The following is a 22483-nucleotide window of genomic DNA, read 5'->3' as shown; positions in this document are numbered from 1 at the left end:
CTCCCACTCCCCGGGCCACCCCCGACGAGGGCTGAGCGTATGCGACGTCCGTCGCCGGCCGGCCCGCCCGGTCCGCACCAGCGCCACCGGCCAGGGGTGGTCGTCGGCCGCGGGCCGGTCAGTCGGCAGCGACCTGGATGCGCCCCTCGTCCGCGGCCGCCTGCAGGCGTGCGTGGTCTGCCTCGTTGGTGTCGGCGTACTCCACGGCGAAGTCCGCCATGGCCTGCTCGAAGGCGTCGTCCTCCCCGAGCCAGGCGGCGATCGCGATGCGGTCGCCCGACCGCGCGTGCGCCCGTGCCAGGGTCCACCCGCAGCTGTCGCCGTACGCCGTCAGGCCCTTGGCCGTCAGCCGGGTCAGGTCGATCGACGCCTTGCCGTCCCAGAGCTGGCGGACGTAGAAGTCGTGCACCAGTCCGTCCCAGGCCCGGAGCCGGTAGTGCCCGAGCATGTGGTCGCCGGCGGCCTGGGTGAGCCGCTGGCCCTCGACGACCCGCCGGCCCTCGGAGTCGTGCACGCTGGCCCCCGCGTAGGGGGCGAGCACCGAGGGCTGGGCCTCCTTGAGCTGCAGCAGCAACGGGTCACCGGCGTCGCGCCCCATGAAGAGCACCACCCACGCGCGCGTCCCGACACTGCCGACCCCGACCACCTTCCGGGCCATGTCGACGAACTGGTAGGACTCGAGCAACCTGCGGCGGTCCGGCGAGAGGCCGGTGCGGTACTGGGTCAGGAAGTCCTGGACCACCTCGACGTACCTGTCGCGCTGCTCCCCCTCGAGCAGGTCGCCTGCGGGCACCAGCACCGGCGGGTCGGCGATGAAGCGGGGGACCCCGTCGTGGTCCTCGATGAGCCGGTTGAACGCCTTGAGGTGGTCACGTTCCAACGCTCGCCGGACGCGCTTGCGGACCTCCTTGGTCGACACCTTGTCCGACAGCTGCTCGAGGCGCTCGGCGAGCGCGTCACCGGGCAGTCGCGCGTACCAGACGTCGATGTTGCGCATCTCGGCGAACTCGAGCATCGCCCTGCGGTACGCCGCGATCGTGGCCACCGTCGCCGCGCGCCGGCGGTTGGCGCTGAAGCCCAGGTCGCGGCCCGCGACCTCGACGCTGGCAGCGAGGCGCTTGACGTCCCACTCGAGGGGACCGGGCAGCGTCTCGTCGAAGTCGTTGATGCCGAACACAAGAGTCCGCTCGGGGGTCGCGAACAGGCCGAAGTTCATCAGGTGCGCGTCGCCGCAGAGCTGCGCGCGGAGGCCCGGCGACTCGGCCGCGGAGACGTCCGCCGCCATGATCGCGGCCGCGCCGCGGAAGAAGGCGAAGGGTGACTCCAGCATCCGGCTGTACCGGAGGGGCACGAGCTCCGGGATCCGGCTGCTCGCCTGACGCTCCAGGATGGCGACCGGGTCGGTCCGCCCCTCGGTCTCCCGCCACCTCGCGACCCGCTCCGGTGGGTGCTGGTCACGGAGAGCCGTGCCGCGGGCCGTGCGCTCGGGGACCGTCACCCGCGGGAGGTACTCGGCGTCCGGGAGCGCCCTGCGGACGACGGGGCCAGGAGCTGTCACGACGTCACGCTCTCGATGTAGTTCTTCATGGCGGCGTCAACGCGGCGCTGGTCACCCGTGACGACGAGGTCGAGCTGCAGACCGCGCACCTGGCCCAGGAAACCGGTGGCGACCTTGCGCGCCTCACGCGTGGGCAGGCCGTAGCCCCGCAGGCTCGCCTCGATCGGCCCGAGGAAGTCCGTGACGAGCATCGGCGCCAGCGAGCCGAACCTGTCAGGGTCGCGCGCGTGGATGGCCACGAGCTCGAAGAGCAGGACGAACTGGCGGCGCTCGGAGGGCTGGCTGAGCCGGCGCCAGGCTGACCACATGGCGTCCCGCGGCGAACCCGGGGCCCGGGTGCCGGCGGAACGGACGAGGTCGTCGAGGAGGTCTTCCCGGATCGTGTTGACGACCTCGGTGACGAGGGCCTCCTTGGTGCCGAAGTGGCGCAGGACGGTGCCGTGGGTGACCCCGAGCTCCCTGGCCATGGGCCGCAACGAGAGATCGGCGATGCCGCGGTCGAGCACGTACTCGACGGCAGCCGCCAGGAGCTCCGGACGGCGGTGCTGGAAGCGCAGCGACCGGCCGTCCACCCGGTCGTCGTCTCCGCTCACCCGCGCAACTGTAGGGGCGAGATGCCGAACTATCAGCAGTCCCTCTCCACCTGTCGCGCGGTCTGGACCATTGCCTGACCGGCTGGTTACCGAACCACTCGGCCCGGGCAATCTGCGCACGGCTGGGCCACCGCTGTGTCGGTGGGCTGGGCGACTTCGAGTCCTGACCAACCACGACCTCGTTCGAGGTCGGCAACCACTGCGAAGGTGCTCATGCGCGTGCAGCCACGCCCTCTCATCACCGTCGGCCTGGCGATCGGCTACATGACGATCGTGGCGATCACCTGGGTGGTCGTCGGTCTCGACTACGACACCGTCGGTGACACGACCTCCAACATCGTCAAGGGGATCGTCCTCCCGGTCGCTCTCGCGAGCGTGTTCCTGGCGGTGGCGACCAGCTACCTGGGCTGGTGGGGCCCGGCCATCAGGGAGGACCTGCGCGCCCCCCGCTGGCTGTGGGCCGTGCCGGTGCTGATGTTCCTGCCCGGACTCGGCGCGCTGCTGGGTGGTTTCGGGCCCGCCGACCGGACCGCCGCCTACCTCTTCTGGCTGGGGGTGGGCACGCTGCTCGTCGGCTTCGGCGAGGAGATGCTGACCCGCGGCACCGGACTGGTGGGCCTGCGCGGCGGCTTCGGGGAGCCGATGGCGTGGTTCTTCAGCTGTCTGCTCTTCGGCCTGGTCCACGCCCTGAACCTGTTCTTCGGGCAGTCCCTCGGCTCCACGGTGCAGCAGATCGGTATCGCGTTCGTGGCGGGCTCGGTCCTCTACGTCACCCGACGGGTGGCCGGCACCCTCGTGATCTGCATGTTGCTGCACGCCTGGATCGACTTCACCACGTTCGCGTTCTCCGACGCCGCGACGGACGCCGAGTCGCCGTTCGTCACCCTCAGCCTGGTGCAGTGGCTGGCCTTCGCCCTGGCCATCGCCGGCGTGGTCGTGCTCCTGCGGCGCAGCGGTCAGCACGAGGACGCCGCCGACGCGCTCCCCGCGGTGTGAGCTGCAGCCAGGCGCAGCTGGTCGGGGTGGGGCACGCACCGGAGTCGCCTCGTGGCGGGCGCTGCGGACTTCCTCCTCTACCGGCGCCCGGTCGACGGGCGTTCGCTGGAGATGTACCTCGTCGGCGGGAGTCCTGAACGGGGGGTGAGGGACTGCCTCCGGTGCCGCGCTCGGATCCGAGGTGAGGTCGGTGGAAGCCCGACGGCTCTGCTGGTTCGTGGCCGCCGTCACCGCGATGACACTCGAGCTCGTCCGCAGCACCGGCCCCTTGATGGACAGCGTCTACTCCTCGTCCGGCATGGAGCCCGCGATCCTGGTAGCGGTGGCCACCTATGCCGGTCCCGGAGTCGTCGTCGCCGGGATCGCGCTCGCCCACCGGGTCCTGCCGCAGCACGACGGCACGGTCGTCCTCGTCGCACCGGCCGCGCTGCTGGTCGCGCTGCGGCTGGCCGCCCAGGCGGCTCCGCCCGGAGCCAAGGTGGGCATCGCGATGGCGGCGATCGCCGTCTCGCTCGCAGCTCTCGTTCTCGCCGTCGCCGCCCTTGCCTCCTGCGCCGGGGGCCAGCGGGATGCCGCGGCCGCCCTGAGCAGCGGCTTGGCGTTCTCCGTCCTCACGCAGGTACTGCTCGGCACCTGGGACGCGTTCTGGAGGAGCTCCTTCCCGGGCTGGACGGTGTCGGGGCTGATGAGCCTCGCGGTCATCGGCACGGCCGTCGCCGCAGCACGCCGGGAGCGTGATGTCGCTGCACTCCACCCGCGACGTGTCTGGGCGCTGGGGCCGTTCCTGGCGCTGGCAACACTCATCACCGCGAACCCCGCGTTCGTCGCCTCACAGGCTGACGTCACGTTGTTCGTGGCGGGCGGTGTGGCGGCCCTGGGACTCCTCCTCGCCGCAGCCGTTGGTGCACGCGCGGCCGATCGTCCTGCTCTCCCGCTTACCGTCGTGACCGCCGCGGTCCTGGTCGTGGTTGTCACCGGGTTGCTCCAGGTGCCCAGGGCGGGGGGAGCTCCCGCCGGGCTCGTGCTCGCGGGAGTCGTGATGGTCCAGGTGACGTGCGCCCTGTCGATGAGGGGCGCTCTGCAGCCCCGCCAGGACGAGGACGCTGTCGTGTCGGAGCCCGTGATCGGTGGGCGCACGGTCGTGGCCGCCACCGTCGCAGGGCTGAGCGCGATCGTGCCGATGATGCTCTACCAGATCGAGTACCGGGCGCCGCTCGGGTTCCCGAACTACCTGAGCCTGACGGCGGCCGCGCTGCTGCTCGGCGCTGCGGGGGTCCGCGGCCATCCCGCCCTCGGCCGATCGAGCAGTCGGCGGACGCAGCGGCTGCTGGTCGTCGGCCTCTCGGCCACCGTCGCCGCGCTGGCCGTCGTGGCGGGCAGGCCCTGGACCACCCCGGACCGGCTTCTCGACCCATCCCGGCCGGCCGACACGGCCTCCGTGCGGATCATGTCCTGGAACGTGCACTACGCCGTGGGCGGTTCCGGCATCGCGGACCTGGAGGCAGTGGCAGGGGCCGTCGAGCGGCACGACCCGGATGTCCTGGTGCTCAACGAGGTCTCTCGTGGCTGGCTCATCGGTGGAGGCGCTGACGACGCCGCCTGGCTGGCGCAACGGCTGGGTGGGCACTGGACCTTCGCCCCGTCGGCTGACCGGCAGTTCGGCAGCCTGATCCTGTCTCGATGGCCCCTCGCCGACGTACGGCGGGTCGAGCTCCCCCAGGGCACCGGCACCCAGGCGCGGTCGATGGTGGCCGCGACCGTCACGAGCCAGCTGGGCGACCTGACGGTGGTGGCGGTCCACCTCGAGGACGGGGCCGGCCGTGCGGCGGTCCGGCTGCAGCAGCTCGCCGTCCTGCTCCCCGAATTCGACGCGATGGATGCGGCCCCGTTGGTGTTTGCCGGTGACCTCAACGCAGCGCCGAGCGACGAGGAGATCGCCACCATCACCCGGGCTGGTTTCGTCAGCGCCATCGACGACGCCGGGGACCCGGGTGCGCTGACCCAACCGAGCGATGCCCCCCACCGGCGCATCGACTGGGTCTTCGGGCGGGGAGTCCGGTTCCAGGATGCCGACGTCCTCTACGACGAGCAGGCTTCGGACCACCTGCCGGTGCTCACGACGCTCGTCCCCTGACGTCCGGCTTCCCGTGAGCTCCCGGTCAGGCCGCGCGGCGGGTCGGGATGCCGCCGGGCGGTGGCTCGCGCAGGAGCCAGACCGGGTTGCCGACGCCGATGATGGCACCGGCGGCGTTGCGGACCTGGGCGCGCACGAAGCAGGAGGTGGAGGTGCTGATCGAGCGGCTCGCCGTCCCGTCGCTGCCGAAGGTGGACGCGGCGATGGTCGCGATCACCGCGGTGCCCGGGTCCTGGCCGGCGTAGTCGACCGGCCCCCGCACCAGCTCGACAGAGCTGCCGGCGGGCAGGTTGGCCGCGAAGACCGCGAGGCTGCGGCTGGTCCGGCTGCTGACGGACGCCTGGCCCATGGCGACCGAGTCGTCCACCAGCATGTCGAGCTGTCCCCCGGCCCACTTGCCTGCGTGCGAGGTGTAGGCGCGACCGGCCGCGAGAGCGGCCATCAGGTCCGCGTGCGCGACGGACCGCGCCCAGACCCCCGTCGCGAACCCGTTGTTCAGCGCGCGCCAGTCCTTGGCCGAGTGGTCGTCGTTGACGCCGTTCCCGGTCAGGAACCGGGCCCGGCGGGAGAACGTGTCCCACAACGCCAGGTGGGTGTTGATGTCGACCTGGCCCCGGACCGGGTACCCGACCTCGAGGATGTCGGAGCCGTACAGGTCGTGGGCGAGCAGGTCCGCGAAGACCTGGTGCCTCTCGTTCGCCTGGTCGGCGGCGCTCAGCAGGGGGCCGACGTTGGCGCCGAACGGGTGGTTCCACGACACCAGTCCCCCACGGGCGTGCGTGCCGGTCACCGCCTGGGTGTAGAAGGCGTCGAGGGTCGCCGGGTGGTTGAGCCCCTGGTCGGGGATGTACTGCGGGTCGGCGAAGGCGTTCATGTGCCGCACTCCACGGCCGACCTCGATGGCGGGGTGGATCTTCATCCCGTAGCGCGGGCCGTAGGTGTCGGCCAGCAGTCGCTGCGTCGCCGCGATCGACGCAGCGTCGTGCCTGGTGCGGACGAACGACACGTCCGAGACCTGGACGTCCGCCACCGCTCCGGTCCTCGGGCTGGTGACCACGAACGACAGCCCGTAGAAGCCGTTGTCCGCGGCCAGCATGTCGGGCCACAGCTGCTGGACGCTCGACTGCAGGTCCAGGGTCACCGTCGTCCCGGCAGCCGGCAGCGCCTGCGTGACCACCCCCACCAGCCCGCCGCCCTCCAGACGACGGCCGGCGGCGAGCCCGGAGCCGAAGCGGAACCACAGCTGGAACGTGCCGGCGGGACGGGACGCGGTCACCGGGTGGTTCGACAGCCGGACGCGCACCTCGTACGTCGCGCCGTTGGTCAGTCGCGAGCTCCCGAAGGTGTGCCGCAGGGACTGCCCCTCGATGGAGGTGCGGAGCTTGTCCCAGATGGCCTTCGACGACACGTCGTCGACGGCCATGGTGACGGTGGCGGTCGAGGTCGTGGCGCTCTCGGCCAGGAGGCTGAGCGTCCGGCCGACCTTGGTCGCCGCCTTCTGCTTGAACGACCCGGTGGAGGTGCTGCGGAAGGGCGCGTCCCGCAAGGACGTCCAGTACCTGTCGGCCAGCGCGCGGTAGTCGTGGTCGGTCATGAAGATCACGTCGACCAGGCCTCGTCCGCGGGGTCCGTAGGACTCCCAGCTCGCGCCCTGCTCGCTCCAGCTCCCGTGCACGTGCATCGCTGCCAGGAACGGGCGCGTCCCGGTGAACGACGCGGCCGAGGCGGCGACCTGGCCCGCCCAGGGGGCGAGCAGGACGCCCCCGGCCACGGCACCGAGCCCTCCGACGAAGCGGCGCCGCGTCAACGGGTGGTCAGCAGGGGTCAGGACGTCCTCGCCGTGCGGGTCGTCCTCGACCGAATCGACGTCGTCCGAGTCACCGCACATGAGCTCTCCCCGTTGGTGAGCGAGCCAGGCAGTCGCACGTGCCCGCTCCGCTCGCAAGCGTCGCCCCGAGCCGTCCGGGCGCGCCACGTGCCTCAGCGTCGCTGGCTGGTGGTGCGCCAGGTCAAAGGTTGGCCTTCCCCCCCACACAACCCCTGGCCAGTGCTCAGGTCAACGGCCGGCGACGATTTGCCTCAGGTGGGGGAGGGACCGTGGAGTGCCCCCCGAGCGCGGACGTGTTGCAGCCGGCGTTGCAGTGCGGCGAGCAGTCACATCTCCCTGTCGCCGTCGCCAGCTCAGGCTGCGGAGGAGCGAGGGGCTGTCCTCACCGGAGAGATCCCGACGAATTCAGCCGGCGCGGGCGGCGGTGAGGAGCTTGAGACGGCGGAATGCGTCGGCGAAGCCGTCGACGATCTGCTCGTGGTCGGGGACGAGTCCAGCGTCGGCAGCGATGCCGACGAACACCTTGCCGTCATAGCTGTAGATCGTGAAGCTCATGACCTGGTCGGCAGTGAGCGGCGCCCAGCCCATCATCCCCTCGACCTTCTGCCCGGCGACGTAGAGCGGCACCTGGGGGCCGGGAACGTTGGTCAGGACCCCGATGGCCCGGTTGGCGAGCAGGTCGATCGAGGCCCGGTACAGCCGCTTGCTCATCCTGGAGATGACGGCCTGGACCCCGAAGTCGACGACGGCCTCGTGACCCCTCTTGATCCGGTCCATGCGACGTCGTACGACCTCGAGCGTGCGCACCGGGTCGTCGATGTTCGTCGGGAGCTCGAGCTGCACCAGGGCGAAGCTGTTGCCCAGCACGAGGGGCAGGGTGGGGTCGAACGGCTTCAGGTTGACCGGCACGTCCCAGGTCACGCTGTGGCAGACGGACCGGTGTTCCTCCAGATAGGCCCGCAACGACTCGGCCACGCACGCGACCAGTACGTCGTTCACCGTGGCGTCGTTGGCGTGCGCGGTGGCCTTCACCTCGTCGAGGGGGATCGACGGTGACCAGGCGATGGCCTTGTGCTCGCCGACCTTGCCGGTCCAGCGGGTGTTGTCGTTCCTCGTTCCCAGCACGAGCTTCCGGACGGTGTCCACGTCTCCCGGCACGCCCGCGAGGAAGGACGGCAGCCCGGGCCGGCCGCGTGTGCCCAGCGCCGCCCGAGCTCTGGACTCCACCGAACCCACGAGCGACTCCGACATGGCCAGGGCGCTGTGCGCAGCACCCACAGGGTTGGTCACCGTGCTGCGGGCGAGCTGCAGCGAGACACCCGCGACGTTCGTGGCCTGCGAGAGTGCCTGGCTGGTCAGCGAGGCACGGCTCCGTGCTGGCGGAGACCCGGCCGGTGACGTGGGCACGACCCGTTCGGGCCGGCGAGGCGTAGGGCGACGGGAGGCTGCCCCGTCCGGACTCGTGTCGAAGACGCTCAGGGTCAGCTGGACCATGCGGATGCCGTCGGCGATGGCATGGTGTGCCCGGAACAGCACGGCGCTACCGCCGTGGAACCCGTCGACAAGGACTGCCTGCCACAGCGGCTCGCTCCGGTCGAGCGGCACGGTGCGCTGCGAGGCGATCAGCTCCTGCAGCTCAGCGTCACCGCCGGGCGCCGCGAGGACCACCCGCTCATAGCGGTCCTCGAAGTCTGCGTCGGGTTGCTCCTCCCACCACCAACCGCCGTCCTCCCTGCGGACCGCCACGCTTCGGAACACGGGGAAGCGGTCCCACAGCCGTTCCTTCGTGGCCTCGCGGTACCTGTCCCAATCGATCGGCTCGGCGGTCCAGAAGAGGCTGTCGACCACCATCAGGTTGCCCGGCTTGTCCATCTCCAGCCACAGGGCGTCCTGCACGCCCAGCGGCTGTCCTTGGGTCATGACGTGCTCCTGACTCCCCGCATCCAGTGTGGTTCACCGCGAGCTGCCTCGACAGGGGCATACGTCACGGGTTGCTGGCGCTGGGAGCCGGCCCGGACATGGGCCCGTTCCCGGGATCACCCGCCAGACGGCAACCATGGCCCCGGAGACGTGCCTGACACAAGGCGGTCCAGTATCGACTCTCATTCCTGGGTACAGCTCACCGCATGGCGCGACATTCCGCCGCCCGGGCGCGTTCCCCGACCGCTGAGTTCGGGTGGCGTTCACTCGCCGGACCATCCGTTGAGACCTGGCCTCGCAACTAGGCTCTGACGCATGACGGAGTACCAGGTGACCCGGTGGCGCGAGCTTCCGGCGATGGTCGCGGCCAGGGCGGAGGACGGGCTCGTGAAGTCTGAGCTCGCATCGCGGTTGCAGGAGGCGATCGATGAGGCTGCGATGCGGCTCGGTGACACCGGCGCCGACGACTACCTCGCGGGCTGGGAGCGGACGCCCTGGACCACGGCAGACGGTACGCCGGTCGAGGTGCTTGAGCGAGTCACTTCCGAGCTCGAAGCGGAGTGGCCGGCCGACAGGATCGCGGAGTACCTCGGCAGGCTGGGCCGGTGAACCGGCTGGCGGCGCGGCTGGGTGCGCACCGGCCTGTCTTGCTCGACGGCGGCATGGGCACGTTGCTGCAAGACGCGGGTCTGGAGGACGGTGCGCCCGGCGAGCTCTGGAACCTCGAGAACCGCGACGCGGTCCGCACAGCGCACGCGGCGTACGCCGAGGCGGGGGCGCGGCTTCTCACCACCAACACGTTCGGCGGGACGCGACCGCGGCTGGAGATGCACGGGCTCGGCGACCGCGTCGGCGAGGTGAACCGGACGGCGGCGCAGATCGCGCGGTCAGTGGCGGACGAGCGCGGTCTGCTCGTCGCGGGTGACCTCGGCCCGACTGGCGAGCTGCTGGCGCCCCTGGGGGCAATGACGCGCGAGGAGGCGCAGGAGCTGTTCGCCGAACAGCTGACCGGACTGGTCGAGGGCGGCATCGACTTGGTGCTGGTCGAGACGCTGAGCGACCTCGGCGAGGCCGAGGCGGCCCTGGCGGCGGCACACAAGATCGCACCCGGCCTTCCGGTCGCAGTGACGATGAGCTTCGACACCAACCGGCGCACGATGATGGGCGTCCGCCCGGCCGACGCAGTGGCGCACCTGGCAGAGGCGGGCGCCGACGCCGTGGGCGCCAACTGCGGCCGGGGACCTGCGGACATGGAGCTCATCGCAGCGGAGATGGCGCGTGTGCGCACCGGTGACCTGCTCCTGATCGCCCAGTCGAACGCCGGGCTACCCCAGGTGGTGGGAGACCACTTCGAGTACGACGCCACCGCCGACGAGATGGCTGCTCACGCCAGCCGGCTGGCGGAGCTCGGCATCGACCTGATCGGCGGCTGTTGTGGCTCGACCCCCGAACACATCGCTGCCATGGACGCCATCCTCAACCCGACCTGAACCGCCGGCCTCTCGAGACGGCCGAGGGCGAGCTCTCAGGGGACCTCCGCGGGCGATGGCCCGCCCAGGGACAGGCTCGCGAGGACCTCGCCGTCGTCGGCGACGGTTCCCGTGGGGACGAAGCCGAGTACTGCGTAGAAGCCTTCTGGACCGCCATCGCCAGGCGCATAGCTGGTCAGCAGCTCTGTGGCACCTTGACCTCGGATCAGCTCCACGATCTGGCGCACGACTTCATGGCCGTAGCCGAGGCGCTGGTGACGATGGTCGATGAGCAGCTTCCACAGGAACCACGGGCCGATGATTCCCGGAGGCTGGGGGTCGACGTTCCAAGCCAGCATCACGAACCCGACGGGCCGCTCATCGGCGTAGACGGCGCGAAACCATGGGTTCGCCTGGGGGACCTCGGCGGCCTCGGCGAGCGAGTCGACCACTGTCGAGACGTATCGCTGCTGATCCGGCGTCGTGCGGAGCGATTGGACCGAATCGATGTTGTCCTCGGTGATCTCTTGAAGGCTGATCGTCACGCCAGACACGCTACGCCCGGTCTTGGGACCCGGCTGGCCCGATCTGCAGCACGCACCCAGCGGAGTGCCGCCCGCCCGAGGGTTGAGAAGTCGGGGTGAAGGCATGACCCACGCCGCCGCACGTGTCGGGCCGTTCGCCCCTGTTCTGGAGAGTCGGGTAGTCGAAGGCTGGGTGCGGAGCAGGACAGGCCGGTGATGGTGGTGGTGTGTGGTGGACAGGATCGATCCGTGGACCCGGGCGCTGCTGTTCTCCCGAGACCCGTCGGTGGCGTGGCGAGCGCACCGGCTGCTGGCCGGGCTCCCCGACGACGACCCCGCCCAGCTGCAGCGCCGCCGGCTGGTGGCCGGGGGCGACAACGTGAGGCGGATGCTGGCCCACCGCCGCCGCGACGGCACCATCCGGCAGGGCAACGAGACCGGCGCCTACCGCAAGTGGCAAGGCCCGCACTGGACGCTGGCCGGGCTGGCCGAGCTCGGCTACCCACCCGGCGACACCACGCTCAGCCCGCTGGTCGACCAGGTCTTCGAGTGGCTGCTCGCCCCCCGCCACCTGCGCCCGCCTTCCACCACCGTGCTGCCCGGCCAAGCCAGCCGGGTAAGGCGCTGCGCCTCCCAGGAGGGCCTGGCGCTGTGGTACCTGCACGAGCTCGGACTGGCCGACCAGCGCACCGAGACCCTCGCCGCACGGCTGGCCGCTTGGCAGTGGCCCGACGGCGGCTGGAACTGCGACAAGAACCCAACCGCCCGCACCTCCTCGGTCCAAGAGACCCTGCTCCCGCTACGCGGCCTGGTCCGCCACCACCGCTCCGCAGCAGCTCGAGGTTCAGTGCAACTGGAGCACGCGGTGGACCGGGCCGCCGAGGTCCTGCTCGAGCGCCGCCTTCTGTGGCGGCGCCACGACGGCGCGCCCATCCGGCCCGCCTGGGGACGCGACCCGCTGCGCATCCAGTGGCCGATCCGGTTCTACGACGTCCTCTCCGCCCTCACCGTGATGGCCGAGACCGGGCGCATCAGAGACCCCCGCTGCTCCGACGCGCTGGCCCTGCTGGAAAGCAAGCAGCTCCCCGGCGGCGGCTATCCCGCCGAGATCCGCACCGCCCGCACAGTCGACGTAGTCGCCAGCGACGGCACCTTCGCCGACTGGGGGCCCACCGGACGAACCCGACCCAACCCCTACGTCAGCATCGACGCCACCTGGATCAGCCTGCAATCCACCCCGGGGCCATGATCCCCACCTAGCTGGCTTTGCCGACCCCGCGCCATACCGCCGCCTGGAGCGCTCGAAACGTGTCGGTTGAGGATGCGTCGGGCGCCGTGACGGGTTGTCCTAGTCCCGGTCTAGCGGCGCAGCCGGGGCTCTGTCCGGACCGCGCGGCCGGGTATACCGTGCCGAGATCGGGTCTCGGGGCCGTCCACCGAGGGGTAGAACATGGCCGGGACGCAACGTCATCAGCGCCGAGGCTCGTCGAGGCCCGGATGGGGGTCTCTCCTGGCTGCCGCGGCAGCGCTCGCCCTGGCCGTCGCGTCGGCGGCCACGAGCCCTGCAAACGCTGCCAGCGACGGTCACCCCGCCGGTGGGGGCCGAGCGGGGCTGCACAGTGCAGGAGCAGGGTCCCAGCCGCAGCGCCTCGGCACTGTGGCCACGAACAAGACCCGTGCCGGTGAGCGTGCCCCCCGGGCGAGTCTGGCCGCCGTGGCCCAGGACGCTGCGCCCTCGCCGGCGTCGTGCGTCAACGTCTCGATCGCACCGGGGGACAGCCCGGGAGGCGGCTACCTGCCCCTCAGCTTGTTCGGGATCGCTCCCATCTCAGGGGTGGGTGACGACTCGATCACCAACTTCAACGTCCCCGCCTTCTCCTACAACGGCATCAGCTACACCCGGCTCGGCGTCTCCTCGAACGGCTACCTCCAGGTCGGGGGTGGCACGACGACCACGTTCATCAACACGGCCTTCCCCTCCCCCGACGACCTGGACGGGCTGCTGGCGCCCTTCTGGACCGACCTCAACCCCGGCATTGGTGGAGCGCTGCGGGTGGGCACGCTGACTGATGGGGTCGACACCTGGATCGTGGTCGACTGGGAGGCGGTGCGTGAGTTCTCCGCGCCCAGGCTCAACAGTTTCGAGGTCTGGATCGGCATCGAGGGGGACGCGAACCCCGGCGAGGACGTGACCTATGCCTACGGCACGATCGAGGGCAACGGCGACGGCGGCTTCCTGACCGTCGGCGCCGAGAACAACACCGGCACCGCGGGTCAGATGGCGTACTACAACGGTGTGGGCACCCTGCCCACCCTGGGCACCCAGCTGCGTGTCACTACCGGTGGCGGGCGTCCGATCGCCGACTTCACCGCGACGCCCACCGCAGGTGCCTCACCGCTCCACGTCGACTTCGACGGGACCGCCTCGCGCGACGACGGGTCGGTGGCGTCGTATGCCTGGGACTTCGGCGACGGCGCCACCGCCACCGGAGCAACGACGAGCCACGACTACGCGGCTGGGTCCTACACCGCGTCGCTGACCGTCACCGACAATGACGGGGGCACCTGCGCCGCCACCCGCACGGTGGTCGCCAGCGGGCCGTTCTCCATCAACGACGTCTCGGTCAACGAGTCGGCGGGCACGGCAACCTTCACCGTGAGCCGAGAGGGCGGGACCGAGGCCGCGTCCGTCGACGTGGAAGCCGTCGCGGGTACCGCCTCGACGCCCGACGACTTCAGCTTCGCGACCACGACCGTCGACTTCGCTCCCGGGGAGACCTCCCGGACGGTCGACGTCGCGATCGTCCAGGACGCCGTGGACGAGAACCTCGAGACCTACACCCTCAACCTGACTCGTCCGGTTGGCGGCGCCATCGCCGACGGGAGCGGTCTCGGCACGATCGTCGACGACGACCCACCCGTGCAGATCTCCGTCAGCGACGCCACGGTCGTCGAGCCCGACAGCGGGACCCGGAACCTGAGGTTCAAGGTGAACCTCAGCGGCGCGAGTGGACGCACCGTGACGGTGCGTGCGGTGACCGCCGACGGCTCGGCCCAAGCGCCCAGCGACTACTACGCCAAGTCCGTCAAGCTGACCTTCCAGCCGGGCCAGATCACCAAGACCGTGTACGTCGCGGTGCGCGGCGACTGGCGACGCGAGCCCAACGAGACCCTCTTCCTGCTCCTCACTCGGCCCACCAACGCGACCCTCGCCGACCCGAGCGGCACAGGAGGCATCATCAACGACGACTGAGTCGCGAGTCGCACCGGGCTGACCCGCCCGCGAACGCGTCCACTGCCCACGGGCAGCCCGATGCGGGCTCAGGCATGAGCGGGGAACCACAGGGTTGCCGGATCTCGACAGTGGCCCGGACGTACTCAGAAGCCTCGGCCAGAAGCCTCAGCGGGGCCGCGCACGACCGACCAGCTAGGCAGGCCTGTTGCTCAATCGGCGCGTCCTTCCGCCGCATGCCGGACGCACGGTGCGAAAGGACCGCCGGCCTCGGGTCACCGGCTACTCGGCCCGGGGCGGGCCTCGAGACACCGCGCAGCCCCAGGTCGGACGCCTCTAGCCCTACCCCCGGCGGACTGCTCTGCTGGGGTCATGCCCAGCACACCGATGCCTGCGGCGATCCAGACCGAGGTCGCGTCGCTCACGGCGGCGGTCCATCAGGTGGTGCCTGCTCCGACCGACACCAACGTGCTCGTGGCTTCCTGGAATCTGCGTGGATTCTCCGGCCTCACCCCCGATTGGAACCCACCCGAGGACGCCACCCCCAAGCGCGACTGGCGTGCCATCGCTCTGATCGCCGCTGTCATCTCGGCCTTCGACGTCGTGGCGGTCCAAGAGGTCCGCCGAGACACCACCGCCCTCCATGCACTGCTCGACGCGCTGGGCGCTGATTGGCGGTTCGTGTGCAGCGACGTCACCGAGGGAGACGCCGGCAACGGAGAGCGCCTCACGTTCCTCTACAACACCACGCGCGTCGAAACCTCCGGCCTGGTCGGCGAGATCGTCCTCCCCCCAGCCGCGCAGGGTGCCGATCAGGCCGCCACCCAGTTCGCACGCACCCCTTACGCGGTCAGCTTCGCCCGCAACCACGTCGAGTTCGTCCTCACCACTGTCCACGTCGTCTGGGACAGTCCCACCACCCGGATCCCGGAGATCACTTCGTTTGCCACCTGGATGCACGAGTGGGCCGTTCGCGGCAACGACTGGAACACCAACCTGTTCGCGCTCGGCGACTTCAACCTCGAAGGACCTGGGACCCCGCTGTACCAAGCCTTCGTCTCCACCGGACTGTTCCCTCCCGGGGAGCTCAGCCAACTGCCACGGACGATCTTCGACAGCCCCACCCACCGGCACTACTACGACCAGATCGCGTGGTTCTCCGACGTCGACGACACGGGGCACGTCCACAACCTGCTGCACGGCTTGGACTACAGCGGCAGGGCCGGCAACATCGACTTCCTGCCCCACACCTTCACCGGCCTCTCCAAGGCCGCCGTCTCATGGCGCATCAGCGACCACTACCCCCTCTGGGCTGAGTTCCAGCTCACCGGTTAGTCAGTCCCGACCAGCGCACCCGCCGAGGGCGCCGGCAGAGCCGACGTCGGCCGACCACGGGTGTGTCGGGAATTCGACGATCGAGATGACGATGAACGTCTACGGCCACGTCACCCTGGACGAGAAGCGTGAGCTCCTCTCGACCGCTGGGAGACCTGTCCGAGAAGGACCCGGGGTGACCCGGTTGCAGCCCCCGGTTGCAGCCGGCGCCTTGGGCTCAGGCATCTACGTCGCTCGGCGACCCCCGGAAAGCAGAACCGCAGGTCAGCCGGGTGGCTGCCTGCGGTTCTGTGGTGCGCGCGACCGTGGGGATTCGAACCAACACCGTCCGATCCGTGGTCCCAGCGCACCCGTGCAGGGCTGTGCGGACCCGGACGATCACGACTCGCGTGGCGCTGTTCGGCAATCTTCAGGTGCCGACCCGTGCGGTCCGGTTGCAGCAGAGGTTGCGGTACGGCGACCCCAGTCACGCCCGTCGGAGAGCCAGCCAGGGCGGAGCTGGGCAGAAGCCGGGATCGGGCGCCACGCAGCCTCGAGAGCTGGTCCTGCCTACGGGGTCGTCGTCGCGGTCGCTGTCGGCGAGGGCGGGGTCGAGCTCGCCGTGGTCGCCGGTGACGTTGATGACGTGGTCGGAGCGGGCGTCGTCGGCGAGGGGACTGCCGTGGTCGAACCGGACGGCTGCTGTAGAGGGCCGACGGTCCCCTCGCCGGTCGGCGACGTCTGCGACGTGGGCTGGGTCGGTGACGGCCGGCTTGAAGGCCCGCCGCCACCACCGATGCGGGTGATCGAGGTACCCCCGCCTCCGTCGGACCCTCCGGTGATCGACGAGATGGTCCGGCCCGCGACGAGCTCGAACACGGTGATGGCGACAAGGGTGGCCGCGAACAGTCCGGCGGCGGCCAGCAAGATGCGCTTCCACGGCAGCGTCTCGAGGCGCTCGCGCCAGCGGATCACGTCCGGCTCGTGCTCTGCTGCGTCGAGCTCCTCCTTCGCTTCGCCCAGGCGCTCCTCGACCCGCGAGAGGTCAGCGTCGACCCTCTGGTCGGCCCCCGGCTGGCGGTTGGCGCTCCGCACTTCGGCCTGGGCGGCCCCGACCTTGCGGCGCGCCGCGCGCGAAGCCAGGGACAGACGATTGTGGGTGAGTGCGAGGCCTTGGCTGTAGAGCGCACCACCGACCGTCGCGACGACACTGCCTACCGCTGCACCGATGATCGTGCCGGCCGCACCGAGAGTCGAGAGGAGCAGCGCAGCGGAAACCGCCGCGAGGGCGCCCGCCAACGTCTTGAGCCAGTCGATCCCGAGCTTCTGGCCGGTGTGCTCGGTCATGTCCGTTCAGTATGCGGGGTGGTCCACGAGCGGCTCCCTCGGGCTCTGCGAGCTCGCCCGGGTTGTGGAGTCAAGCACGTGTCCCGTCGAGCCCCAGGGTTGGGCGGAATGGGTCACCCGGGTCACCCGCGAAGGATGCCTTTCGGGCTGCCGTGACCGGAGACGGGGCACCCTGAGCATGCTCACGCCGCATCCGGCGTCACCAGACTGAGAGCAGGGGCTGGGCCGTGCGCCCGGTGGGCAAACGGGCCCTGGCCAGCGTATCCGCAGGTCAGGGCCGTTCTGGTCTGCGCGCCCGTAGGGATTCGAACCCCAAACCTTCTGATCCGTAGTCCCAGCACACCCGTGCAGCGCCGTGCAGACTCGGACGATCACGACTCGGATGTCACTGTTCGGCAATCTTGGGGGTGCCGACCAGTGCGGTCGCGTTGCAGCAGCGGTTGCAGTACGGCGATGGTCGCACCCGCAAGCTCACCTCGACCGTGGGGTCCTCGGCTGCGCCCGCCTCGCCAGCGGTGTTGGTAGTAGTAACGCAAAGTTTGTGCGCCCCACTTCGCCCACTTTGACGCACCCCGGGTGTCGAGAGGTGCGTTGTGATGTCGCGACCTCGTGCCTCTCGCCCGCTTCCTTCAATGACGGCCGCGAACCATTCATCGTGGGGGCACTCGGTCGACCTGGGCCTGCTCCACGCCGCGATGACGTCGCTTGCAGCGACGATGGTTCCGCTTAGAGGCCGAGCGCGGCCGCGACGTCCTTCGGCCTATGGACCCCTGGGCGAGTGCCTTGCAGCGGCCCCCGGGGCCCCATGACGCAGGCGCGAATCCGACTCGGTCGGGTTGAGCCGTGCCGAGCCGAGCTGTACCCTCGTGGGCGAAGGACTCGCAAAAAGGTGGAAAATAACCCGCAAACGGGTTGGTACGAACACCGCTTTTGGGTATGGTCTGCCTATGACAACCGACGCCGCGCTCCGCGCTACTGGCGCGCTCAGAACCCGTGAGCGCCTTCGACCAGAGCATCCTGACGCTGTCTGAAGCCGCTACGTGCGGCACTGTCGTAGGTTCGCCAAGATCCAGCCCTAGCCGAGCTGTCGATCTCCAACGTAGGGGTCCAGCCTCTGTGTTCGAGCGAGCGGGCACCTTTGCCCGCCCACCAAAGCCTTCAAAGAGCGAGAGTCCAATCATGGCCACAACGGGGATCCGTAATGACACGCACGCTGAGACCATCCGGCTCGACATCCACGAGGTCGTCCGTCAACTGAACAGCCACCTGGGCCCAACCCTGGTCGCGACCCTCGCGAACGTGCGAGATTCGAAACTCCCACACAAGTGGGCGAAAGCGGATGGAAATGTGCCACGTCCGGAATCGATGCGGCGACTGCTCGCTGCACATCGGATTTGGTCAGACATCAGCAATGCTGACAGCGACACCGTAGCGCGCGCTTGGTTCATCGGAGCCAACCCGCGCCTAGGCGAGATCTCGCCAATCATGGCACTGCGAGAAGGCGATGAGAGGTCAGCGCTCGCAGCGGCCAAGGCCTTCGTTGAAGGTACTGACGATTGACGGACGAGTGAAGTAGTTTCTGCCCCACAGCAAAAGGGGGGAGGAACTGTGGCTGACGCTCGGGCACATACCTGTTCATCGACGGGTTTGCGACTAGTTCCGTCGCGGGGAGAGGTGATTCATCGCCTGGCGAAGGAGTCGTACGGTGCCATGAATCCGCCTGAGCGGGTCGAAGGAACCAACCGGGCCGCTTGGGGACGGTTCGACGTCCCTGGGCGGCCCGTCATCTACGGCGCAACCCCGATGGCCGCCTGCTACGCGGAGGCGCTTGCCTACTTCAGGGTTGCCGAGGACATCGCAACCACGAAGCTCGGTGACATGTTCGACGACCTGGAGGGTGCAGCAGCAGATCGGCCTCTCGCGGACGTCGTCTCGCAGGAATGGGCCGCAAAGAACCACATGCCGCCCAATGGGGTACCCGCGGGGTGGCGGAACGAGCGCCTGATCTACGCCCTACGACTGCCTGCATCGGGCTGGTTCGTCGACGTCTGTCACGCCGACACGATCGCGCAACTCGATGCGCAGTTCAGGGATGTCTTGGAGGGCAAGGGGATAGCGCGACTTACCCAGGCGCACTTGCTCGGCGATGACCGGGACTCAACGACGATGTTTTCCGAGTGGTTCTGGCGTCTGACTCTAGACGACGGCTCGAGGCCTCACGGTGTGAGGTTCCCTTCGAAGCATGGCGCCAACTACTTCTGCTTTGCCATCTACCTTCGTCGATTGGCAGACGGCGCGGAGGTGTCCACGGAGCCAACCTCGGCCGATGATGGCAAGGAAATTGGACCCCCTGCGCGGAACAGTCCCCTTCGCCAAGTCACGCAGAATTTCAAGATGACCTGCCACTGATGCGCTTGCAGGCCAGTGGGGCATAGACGGCCCCGCTCAACGTCCGACACCAACTCGGCAAGAACGGCCACGGCAACCACTTCTTGGGCTTGAATCGGGACGTCCACGCGTCTGGAGGTCTCATGCCCACGAACCACCCCTACTCGCGCCGCGAGTTTCGGCGTCGGATGCGTGGCTGGCTCCGCACGAATCTCCATCTCATCGCGCTGCTCAGCATCGGGCTGGTCGCCTTGCTTGCCATCATCACCACTCTGGTGTTGGCGACCGCTCCCGCGTCCCCCTTCACGTGGTGGCTGCTTGGGGGGCTTCAAGTGGGGATGGTTGCAGCGTATGCACACGTGCTCCATCTCGGCTTCCTGGCGCACGACACTGACGCGATCCGACACGTCCGGGGCGCCTGGGGCGAGGACAACACTCGAAGCGAGCTGCAGCGGGCCAAGCGAAAGCGGCTCGTCTGGGGATGGGTCGACAGTCTCGACCTGCTATACGGCGACATCGACCATCTCGTTGTCACGCGGCTTGGTGGACTGGTGGCGATCGACTCCAAGTGGCGAAACAAGATCAACGACACGGCCGAAATGGCGCGCTCCGCCCAGAAGGCCCGGTTGCGGGCCGAGGGCCTGACACGGGACCTACTCAAGGGCGACACCCGCGGAGCTCGACGTGCGAAGGTGAATCCACTCAGCGTCACCGCCGTCGTCGTGGTGTGGGGCGCTGACCAACACACCGTGCCCGACGGAGCAATGATCGACGGCGTCGAGTTCGTCGCCGGCAGGCGATTGGTCGCCTGGCTAGCTCGACTCGATGGTCAGCCCGTCGACCAGGCCGCCGCGGCCGGCATCCTTCGCGGCCTGGACGACCGACGAATTTCAGCGAAACAAGCACAAGCCGCTCGCAACGGGGACGGACACACTCGATAGACCAAGCCGCGCGGCGGCCCGCGCTCCCAACTATGCCGCCCGCGTCTTCCGCCGGACTTCGGCCAGCGTCATACCGCCGCTTGCGGGCGGCTAGGCTCGCCCTACGGTGCCGCACAGTGTCCGGCAGGCCTGATGCAAGCAGGTCGATCAGCAGACATCCTCGGATCCATGTGGCCCCGCCGTCGTGCTGGCGCGGTGGTGGGCGATTGCCACCTTGAACACACCACCTTCGGGCGCGGGGCCGATTGAGGCGGGTCGAACGGTCAGGCTGGCGGCTCGGTGCTTCCGGCCTCTCTGGCGAGAATCTGCTCGACAAGGTCTTGGACCTTCGCCTGCGACATCGTCGACTTGACGACGGTCTCGGTGTTGCCTTGCTTGATCGTGACCTGGACCTTGGCTCGCCGTGCCTGGATGAAGTTCCAGAGCGCGCCGGCTACCGCACCTGCTGTCCCCGCCATAACCCCGCCTGGCAGGAACATCTGGATCACGTCGGACACGGCGCCCATGTCACCGTCTGTGACTTCTGGAGGTTTCGCATCGAAACGGGTGCCGGCGATCCGTTCCTGCCTCATCCAGTCCAACAGTTGGCGAGTTTCACGCGTTGATGCCGCCAACCTCGCCATCCGTCGGCGTCAGTCGCAGTTCGATGCTGTCTTGGCTCACGAAGACCTCCTCGCCGGTGCCAAACACCAGCGTTCCACCTTCAGGCGAAGATCGAAACCCGCGGCTGCATAGACGCATGGGGTGGCGAAGGCGGCCGCGGGTGCCGCTGGCCATAGACGTCGCAACATTCATCGGCTGGCAGCTCACATCGGAACGTCTGGCATCCTGACATCAGGGAGTGGTAGGCAAATTCACGGAGGCCCGGCTTGACCGATGTCACAGGCTCGCGTGAGAGCTGGAAGGCGCTCTTGGTTGGGGCTGCTCATTACGATGATGTCAGCTTGTCGGACCTAGACGGCGCTGCCAACAACGCCCACGCTCTTGGGGCTGCCCTGACGGATCCAGATCTGGGTGGACTTCCAGCCGCGAACGTTTCGGTTCTCCACGACCCGACCGAGCCACGTGAGGTTCTGCACGCCTTGGCCGACTTGGCACGAGACGCATCTGATGTCGCGTTGTTCTACTACGCCGGCCACGGCCTCGTTGATCAACTGGACGGTGAGCTTCACTTGGCTGTTGGTGCCACCTCCCACGACCCGGCGCTCTTGGGGTGGACTGCCGTGGAGATGTCCAAGGTGCACGAGTTGATGCGGGACCACTGCTATGCATCCACCAAGGTCTTGATCCTCGACTGCTGCTTCTCCGGGCGGGCAATGAACCAGACGATGAGCGGCTTCGAGTCGGCGGTTACAGCTGCTGTAGACGTCGCTGGTGCGGTCACGATCTCGTCGGCCCCCAATAACTCGCCCGCCCGAGCCACGCCAGGAGAGACGTACACGGAGTTCACCGGCGCATTGCTTCGCCACATTCAGACGGGAATTCCCGAGGTCGAGAACCGCTGGCTTAGCCTCGATGCGCTCTTCGACAGAACCCAGGCGAGCCTGCAGCGCGCGGGGATGCCTAGGCCGCAGATACTGAACCGTGATCGTGCAAGACTGCTTCCGCTGTTTAAGAATCGCGCACACGGCGCGTCAGTCCAGACCTCACAATCCGCAGAGGATGCCGCACGGTCGCTGCCTGATCATTCGGGCCCAATAGAGCTTCACTCGGCCTTCACGAGCGACGATCGGAGAGCCTTCCGCGAGAAGTACCGCCGATGCCTTGATGTATTCGCGCGGATGCTTCGGGAGACGCAGTTCGCGGGCACGGAGACGGTTCCTGGGATAGACGTGATCATTGCCGCCGTTGATTCCAATTCCTTCAGACTCCTGAGCACCGCCGAGCAACTTCCCAACCAGATCGCCGACCCCTCGTTCAGGCCGGGGCCCTCGCGAAGTTCGATCCGGCTCCACATCTCCCCCGGAGCGCAGAACCTAGCTAGCCTGGAATCGGTGTTGGCGGAGAACTTGAGAAGACTCGAGGATGCGACTCAAGTGCTGGGAGGAACGTGCTTAAGAATCGGAATCGCGCCGCTGATCACCGAGGATGACCTTAGCCCCGACACCCTAAGCAGAGAGCCTACCGTTCAGTCGCTCGCCAGGGAGACGAGAGCCGCTCGAGGTGAAGATTTCCGGCTCATCTGACTGATCCGTGGGTCATCGGCCGGGCAGCAGCGGCCGGTTGCCGCCGAGATTGA

The 22483-nt window shown here is 69.0% G+C and carries 18 protein-coding genes; 11 read left to right on the top strand and 7 right to left on the bottom strand.

The genetic code is table 11. The features are described from left to right. Positions 1–118 precede the first annotated feature (118 nt). Together ACFPGP_RS12570 and ACFPGP_RS12565 are read right to left on the bottom strand one after the other, a co-directional pair. Entirely contained in the window at positions 119–1558 is a 1440-nt protein-coding gene (locus ACFPGP_RS12570) for a DUF2252 domain-containing protein (RefSeq protein ID WP_378590602.1), read from the bottom strand. Beyond that, positions 1555–2151, bottom strand: a complete 597-nt coding sequence (locus tag ACFPGP_RS12565) for a TetR/AcrR family transcriptional regulator (protein ID WP_378590600.1) — start codon at positions 2149–2151, stop codon at positions 1555–1557. The genes ACFPGP_RS12570 and ACFPGP_RS12565 overlap by 4 nt, the downstream gene beginning before the upstream one ends. Before the next feature lie 219 nt (positions 2152–2370). Here ACFPGP_RS12565 and ACFPGP_RS12560 point away from each other — a divergent pair, with 219 nt between their 5' ends. Both ACFPGP_RS12560 and ACFPGP_RS12555 read left to right on the top strand, forming a co-directional pair. After that, a complete protein-coding gene (locus ACFPGP_RS12560; RefSeq protein ID WP_378590599.1) occupies positions 2371–3147 on the top strand; it encodes a CPBP family intramembrane glutamic endopeptidase in 777 nt (258 codons plus the stop codon). A 190-nt stretch (positions 3148–3337) separates the two neighbouring features. Further along, complete coding sequence (locus ACFPGP_RS12555) at positions 3338–5281, top strand: endonuclease/exonuclease/phosphatase family protein (protein WP_378590597.1); 1944 nt, start codon at positions 3338–3340, stop codon at positions 5279–5281. A gap of 25 nt (positions 5282–5306) precedes the next feature. Here ACFPGP_RS12555 and ACFPGP_RS12550 read toward each other — a convergent pair whose 3' ends face one another. Further along, a complete protein-coding gene (locus ACFPGP_RS12550) occupies positions 5307–7169 on the bottom strand; it encodes a CehA/McbA family metallohydrolase domain-containing protein (protein ID WP_378590595.1) in 1863 nt (620 codons plus the stop codon). A gap of 345 nt (positions 7170–7514) precedes the next feature. After that, positions 7515–9029, bottom strand: a complete 1515-nt coding sequence (locus tag ACFPGP_RS12545; protein ID WP_378590593.1) for a WS/DGAT domain-containing protein — start codon at positions 9027–9029, stop codon at positions 7515–7517. Positions 9030–9344: 315 nt separating this feature from the next. Between ACFPGP_RS12545 and ACFPGP_RS12540 the strand changes: the two genes are divergently transcribed. Both ACFPGP_RS12540 and ACFPGP_RS12535 read left to right on the top strand, forming a co-directional pair. Further along, on the top strand, positions 9345–9638 hold the full coding sequence (locus ACFPGP_RS12540; protein ID WP_378590591.1) for a virulence factor: 294 nt from the start codon (positions 9345–9347) through the stop codon (positions 9636–9638). Beyond that, complete coding sequence (locus tag ACFPGP_RS12535) at positions 9635–10519, top strand: homocysteine S-methyltransferase family protein (protein ID WP_378590589.1); 885 nt, start codon at positions 9635–9637, stop codon at positions 10517–10519. Before ACFPGP_RS12540 ends, ACFPGP_RS12535 begins: the two co-directional genes overlap by 4 nt. A 35-nt stretch (positions 10520–10554) precedes the next feature. On the opposite strand, the gene ACFPGP_RS12530 is transcribed toward ACFPGP_RS12535, so the two are convergent. After that, positions 10555–11043, bottom strand: a complete 489-nt coding sequence (locus ACFPGP_RS12530; RefSeq protein WP_378590587.1) for a GNAT family N-acetyltransferase — start codon at positions 11041–11043, stop codon at positions 10555–10557. Between the two features lie 211 nt (positions 11044–11254). Between ACFPGP_RS12530 and ACFPGP_RS12525 the strand changes: the two genes are divergently transcribed. From ACFPGP_RS12525 to ACFPGP_RS12515, 3 genes are all read left to right on the top strand, one after another. Then, positions 11255–12271, top strand: a complete 1017-nt coding sequence (locus ACFPGP_RS12525) for a hypothetical protein (protein WP_378590585.1) — start codon at positions 11255–11257, stop codon at positions 12269–12271. 465 nt (positions 12272–12736) lie between these two features. Then, positions 12737–14275: a Calx-beta domain-containing protein gene (locus ACFPGP_RS12520; RefSeq protein ID WP_378590583.1), complete on the top strand. Its 1539-nt coding sequence runs from the start codon at positions 12737–12739 to the stop codon at positions 14273–14275. 351 nt (positions 14276–14626) lie between these two features. After that, positions 14627–15589 (top strand): endonuclease/exonuclease/phosphatase family protein, encoded by a 963-nt coding sequence (locus ACFPGP_RS12515; RefSeq protein ID WP_378590582.1) that lies wholly within the window; start codon positions 14627–14629, stop codon positions 15587–15589. Between the two features lie 549 nt (positions 15590–16138). On the opposite strand, the gene ACFPGP_RS12510 is transcribed toward ACFPGP_RS12515, so the two are convergent. Continuing rightward, entirely contained in the window at positions 16139–16915 is a 777-nt protein-coding gene (locus ACFPGP_RS12510) for a hypothetical protein (protein ID WP_378590580.1), read from the bottom strand. Positions 16916–18094: 1179 nt separating this feature from the next. Between ACFPGP_RS12510 and ACFPGP_RS12505 the strand changes: the two genes are divergently transcribed. From ACFPGP_RS12505 to ACFPGP_RS12495, 3 genes are all read left to right on the top strand, one after another. Next, the gene (locus ACFPGP_RS12505; protein ID WP_378590579.1) at positions 18095–18475 is read left to right on the top strand and encodes a hypothetical protein; all 381 of its coding nucleotides are present in this window, start codon (positions 18095–18097) and stop codon (positions 18473–18475) included. Between the two features lie 48 nt (positions 18476–18523). Continuing rightward, complete coding sequence (locus ACFPGP_RS12500) at positions 18524–19324, top strand: RES domain-containing protein (protein ID WP_378590577.1); 801 nt, start codon at positions 18524–18526, stop codon at positions 19322–19324. 122 nt (positions 19325–19446) lie between these two features. After that, positions 19447–20244, top strand: coding sequence for a hypothetical protein (locus tag ACFPGP_RS12495; protein ID WP_378590575.1), 798 nt, complete (start codon positions 19447–19449; stop codon positions 20242–20244). A 263-nt stretch (positions 20245–20507) separates the two neighbouring features. On the opposite strand, the gene ACFPGP_RS12490 is transcribed toward ACFPGP_RS12495, so the two are convergent. Continuing rightward, positions 20508–20867 (bottom strand): effector-associated constant component EACC1, encoded by a 360-nt coding sequence (locus ACFPGP_RS12490; protein ID WP_378590574.1) that lies wholly within the window; start codon positions 20865–20867, stop codon positions 20508–20510. A 246-nt stretch (positions 20868–21113) separates the two neighbouring features. Here ACFPGP_RS12490 and ACFPGP_RS12485 point away from each other — a divergent pair, with 246 nt between their 5' ends. Continuing rightward, the gene (locus ACFPGP_RS12485) at positions 21114–22430 is read left to right on the top strand and encodes a caspase family protein (RefSeq protein WP_378590572.1); all 1317 of its coding nucleotides are present in this window, start codon (positions 21114–21116) and stop codon (positions 22428–22430) included. Positions 22431–22483: the final 53 nt, after the last annotated feature.

Source organism: Nocardioides taihuensis, assembly GCF_042657275.1.
In the GTDB taxonomy this organism is placed as follows: Bacteria; Actinomycetota; Actinomycetes; order Propionibacteriales; family Nocardioidaceae; genus Nocardioides; species Nocardioides taihuensis.
Note: the sequence above shows the minus strand (reverse complement) of the source record. Positions and strands in the feature narration are given on the sequence as shown.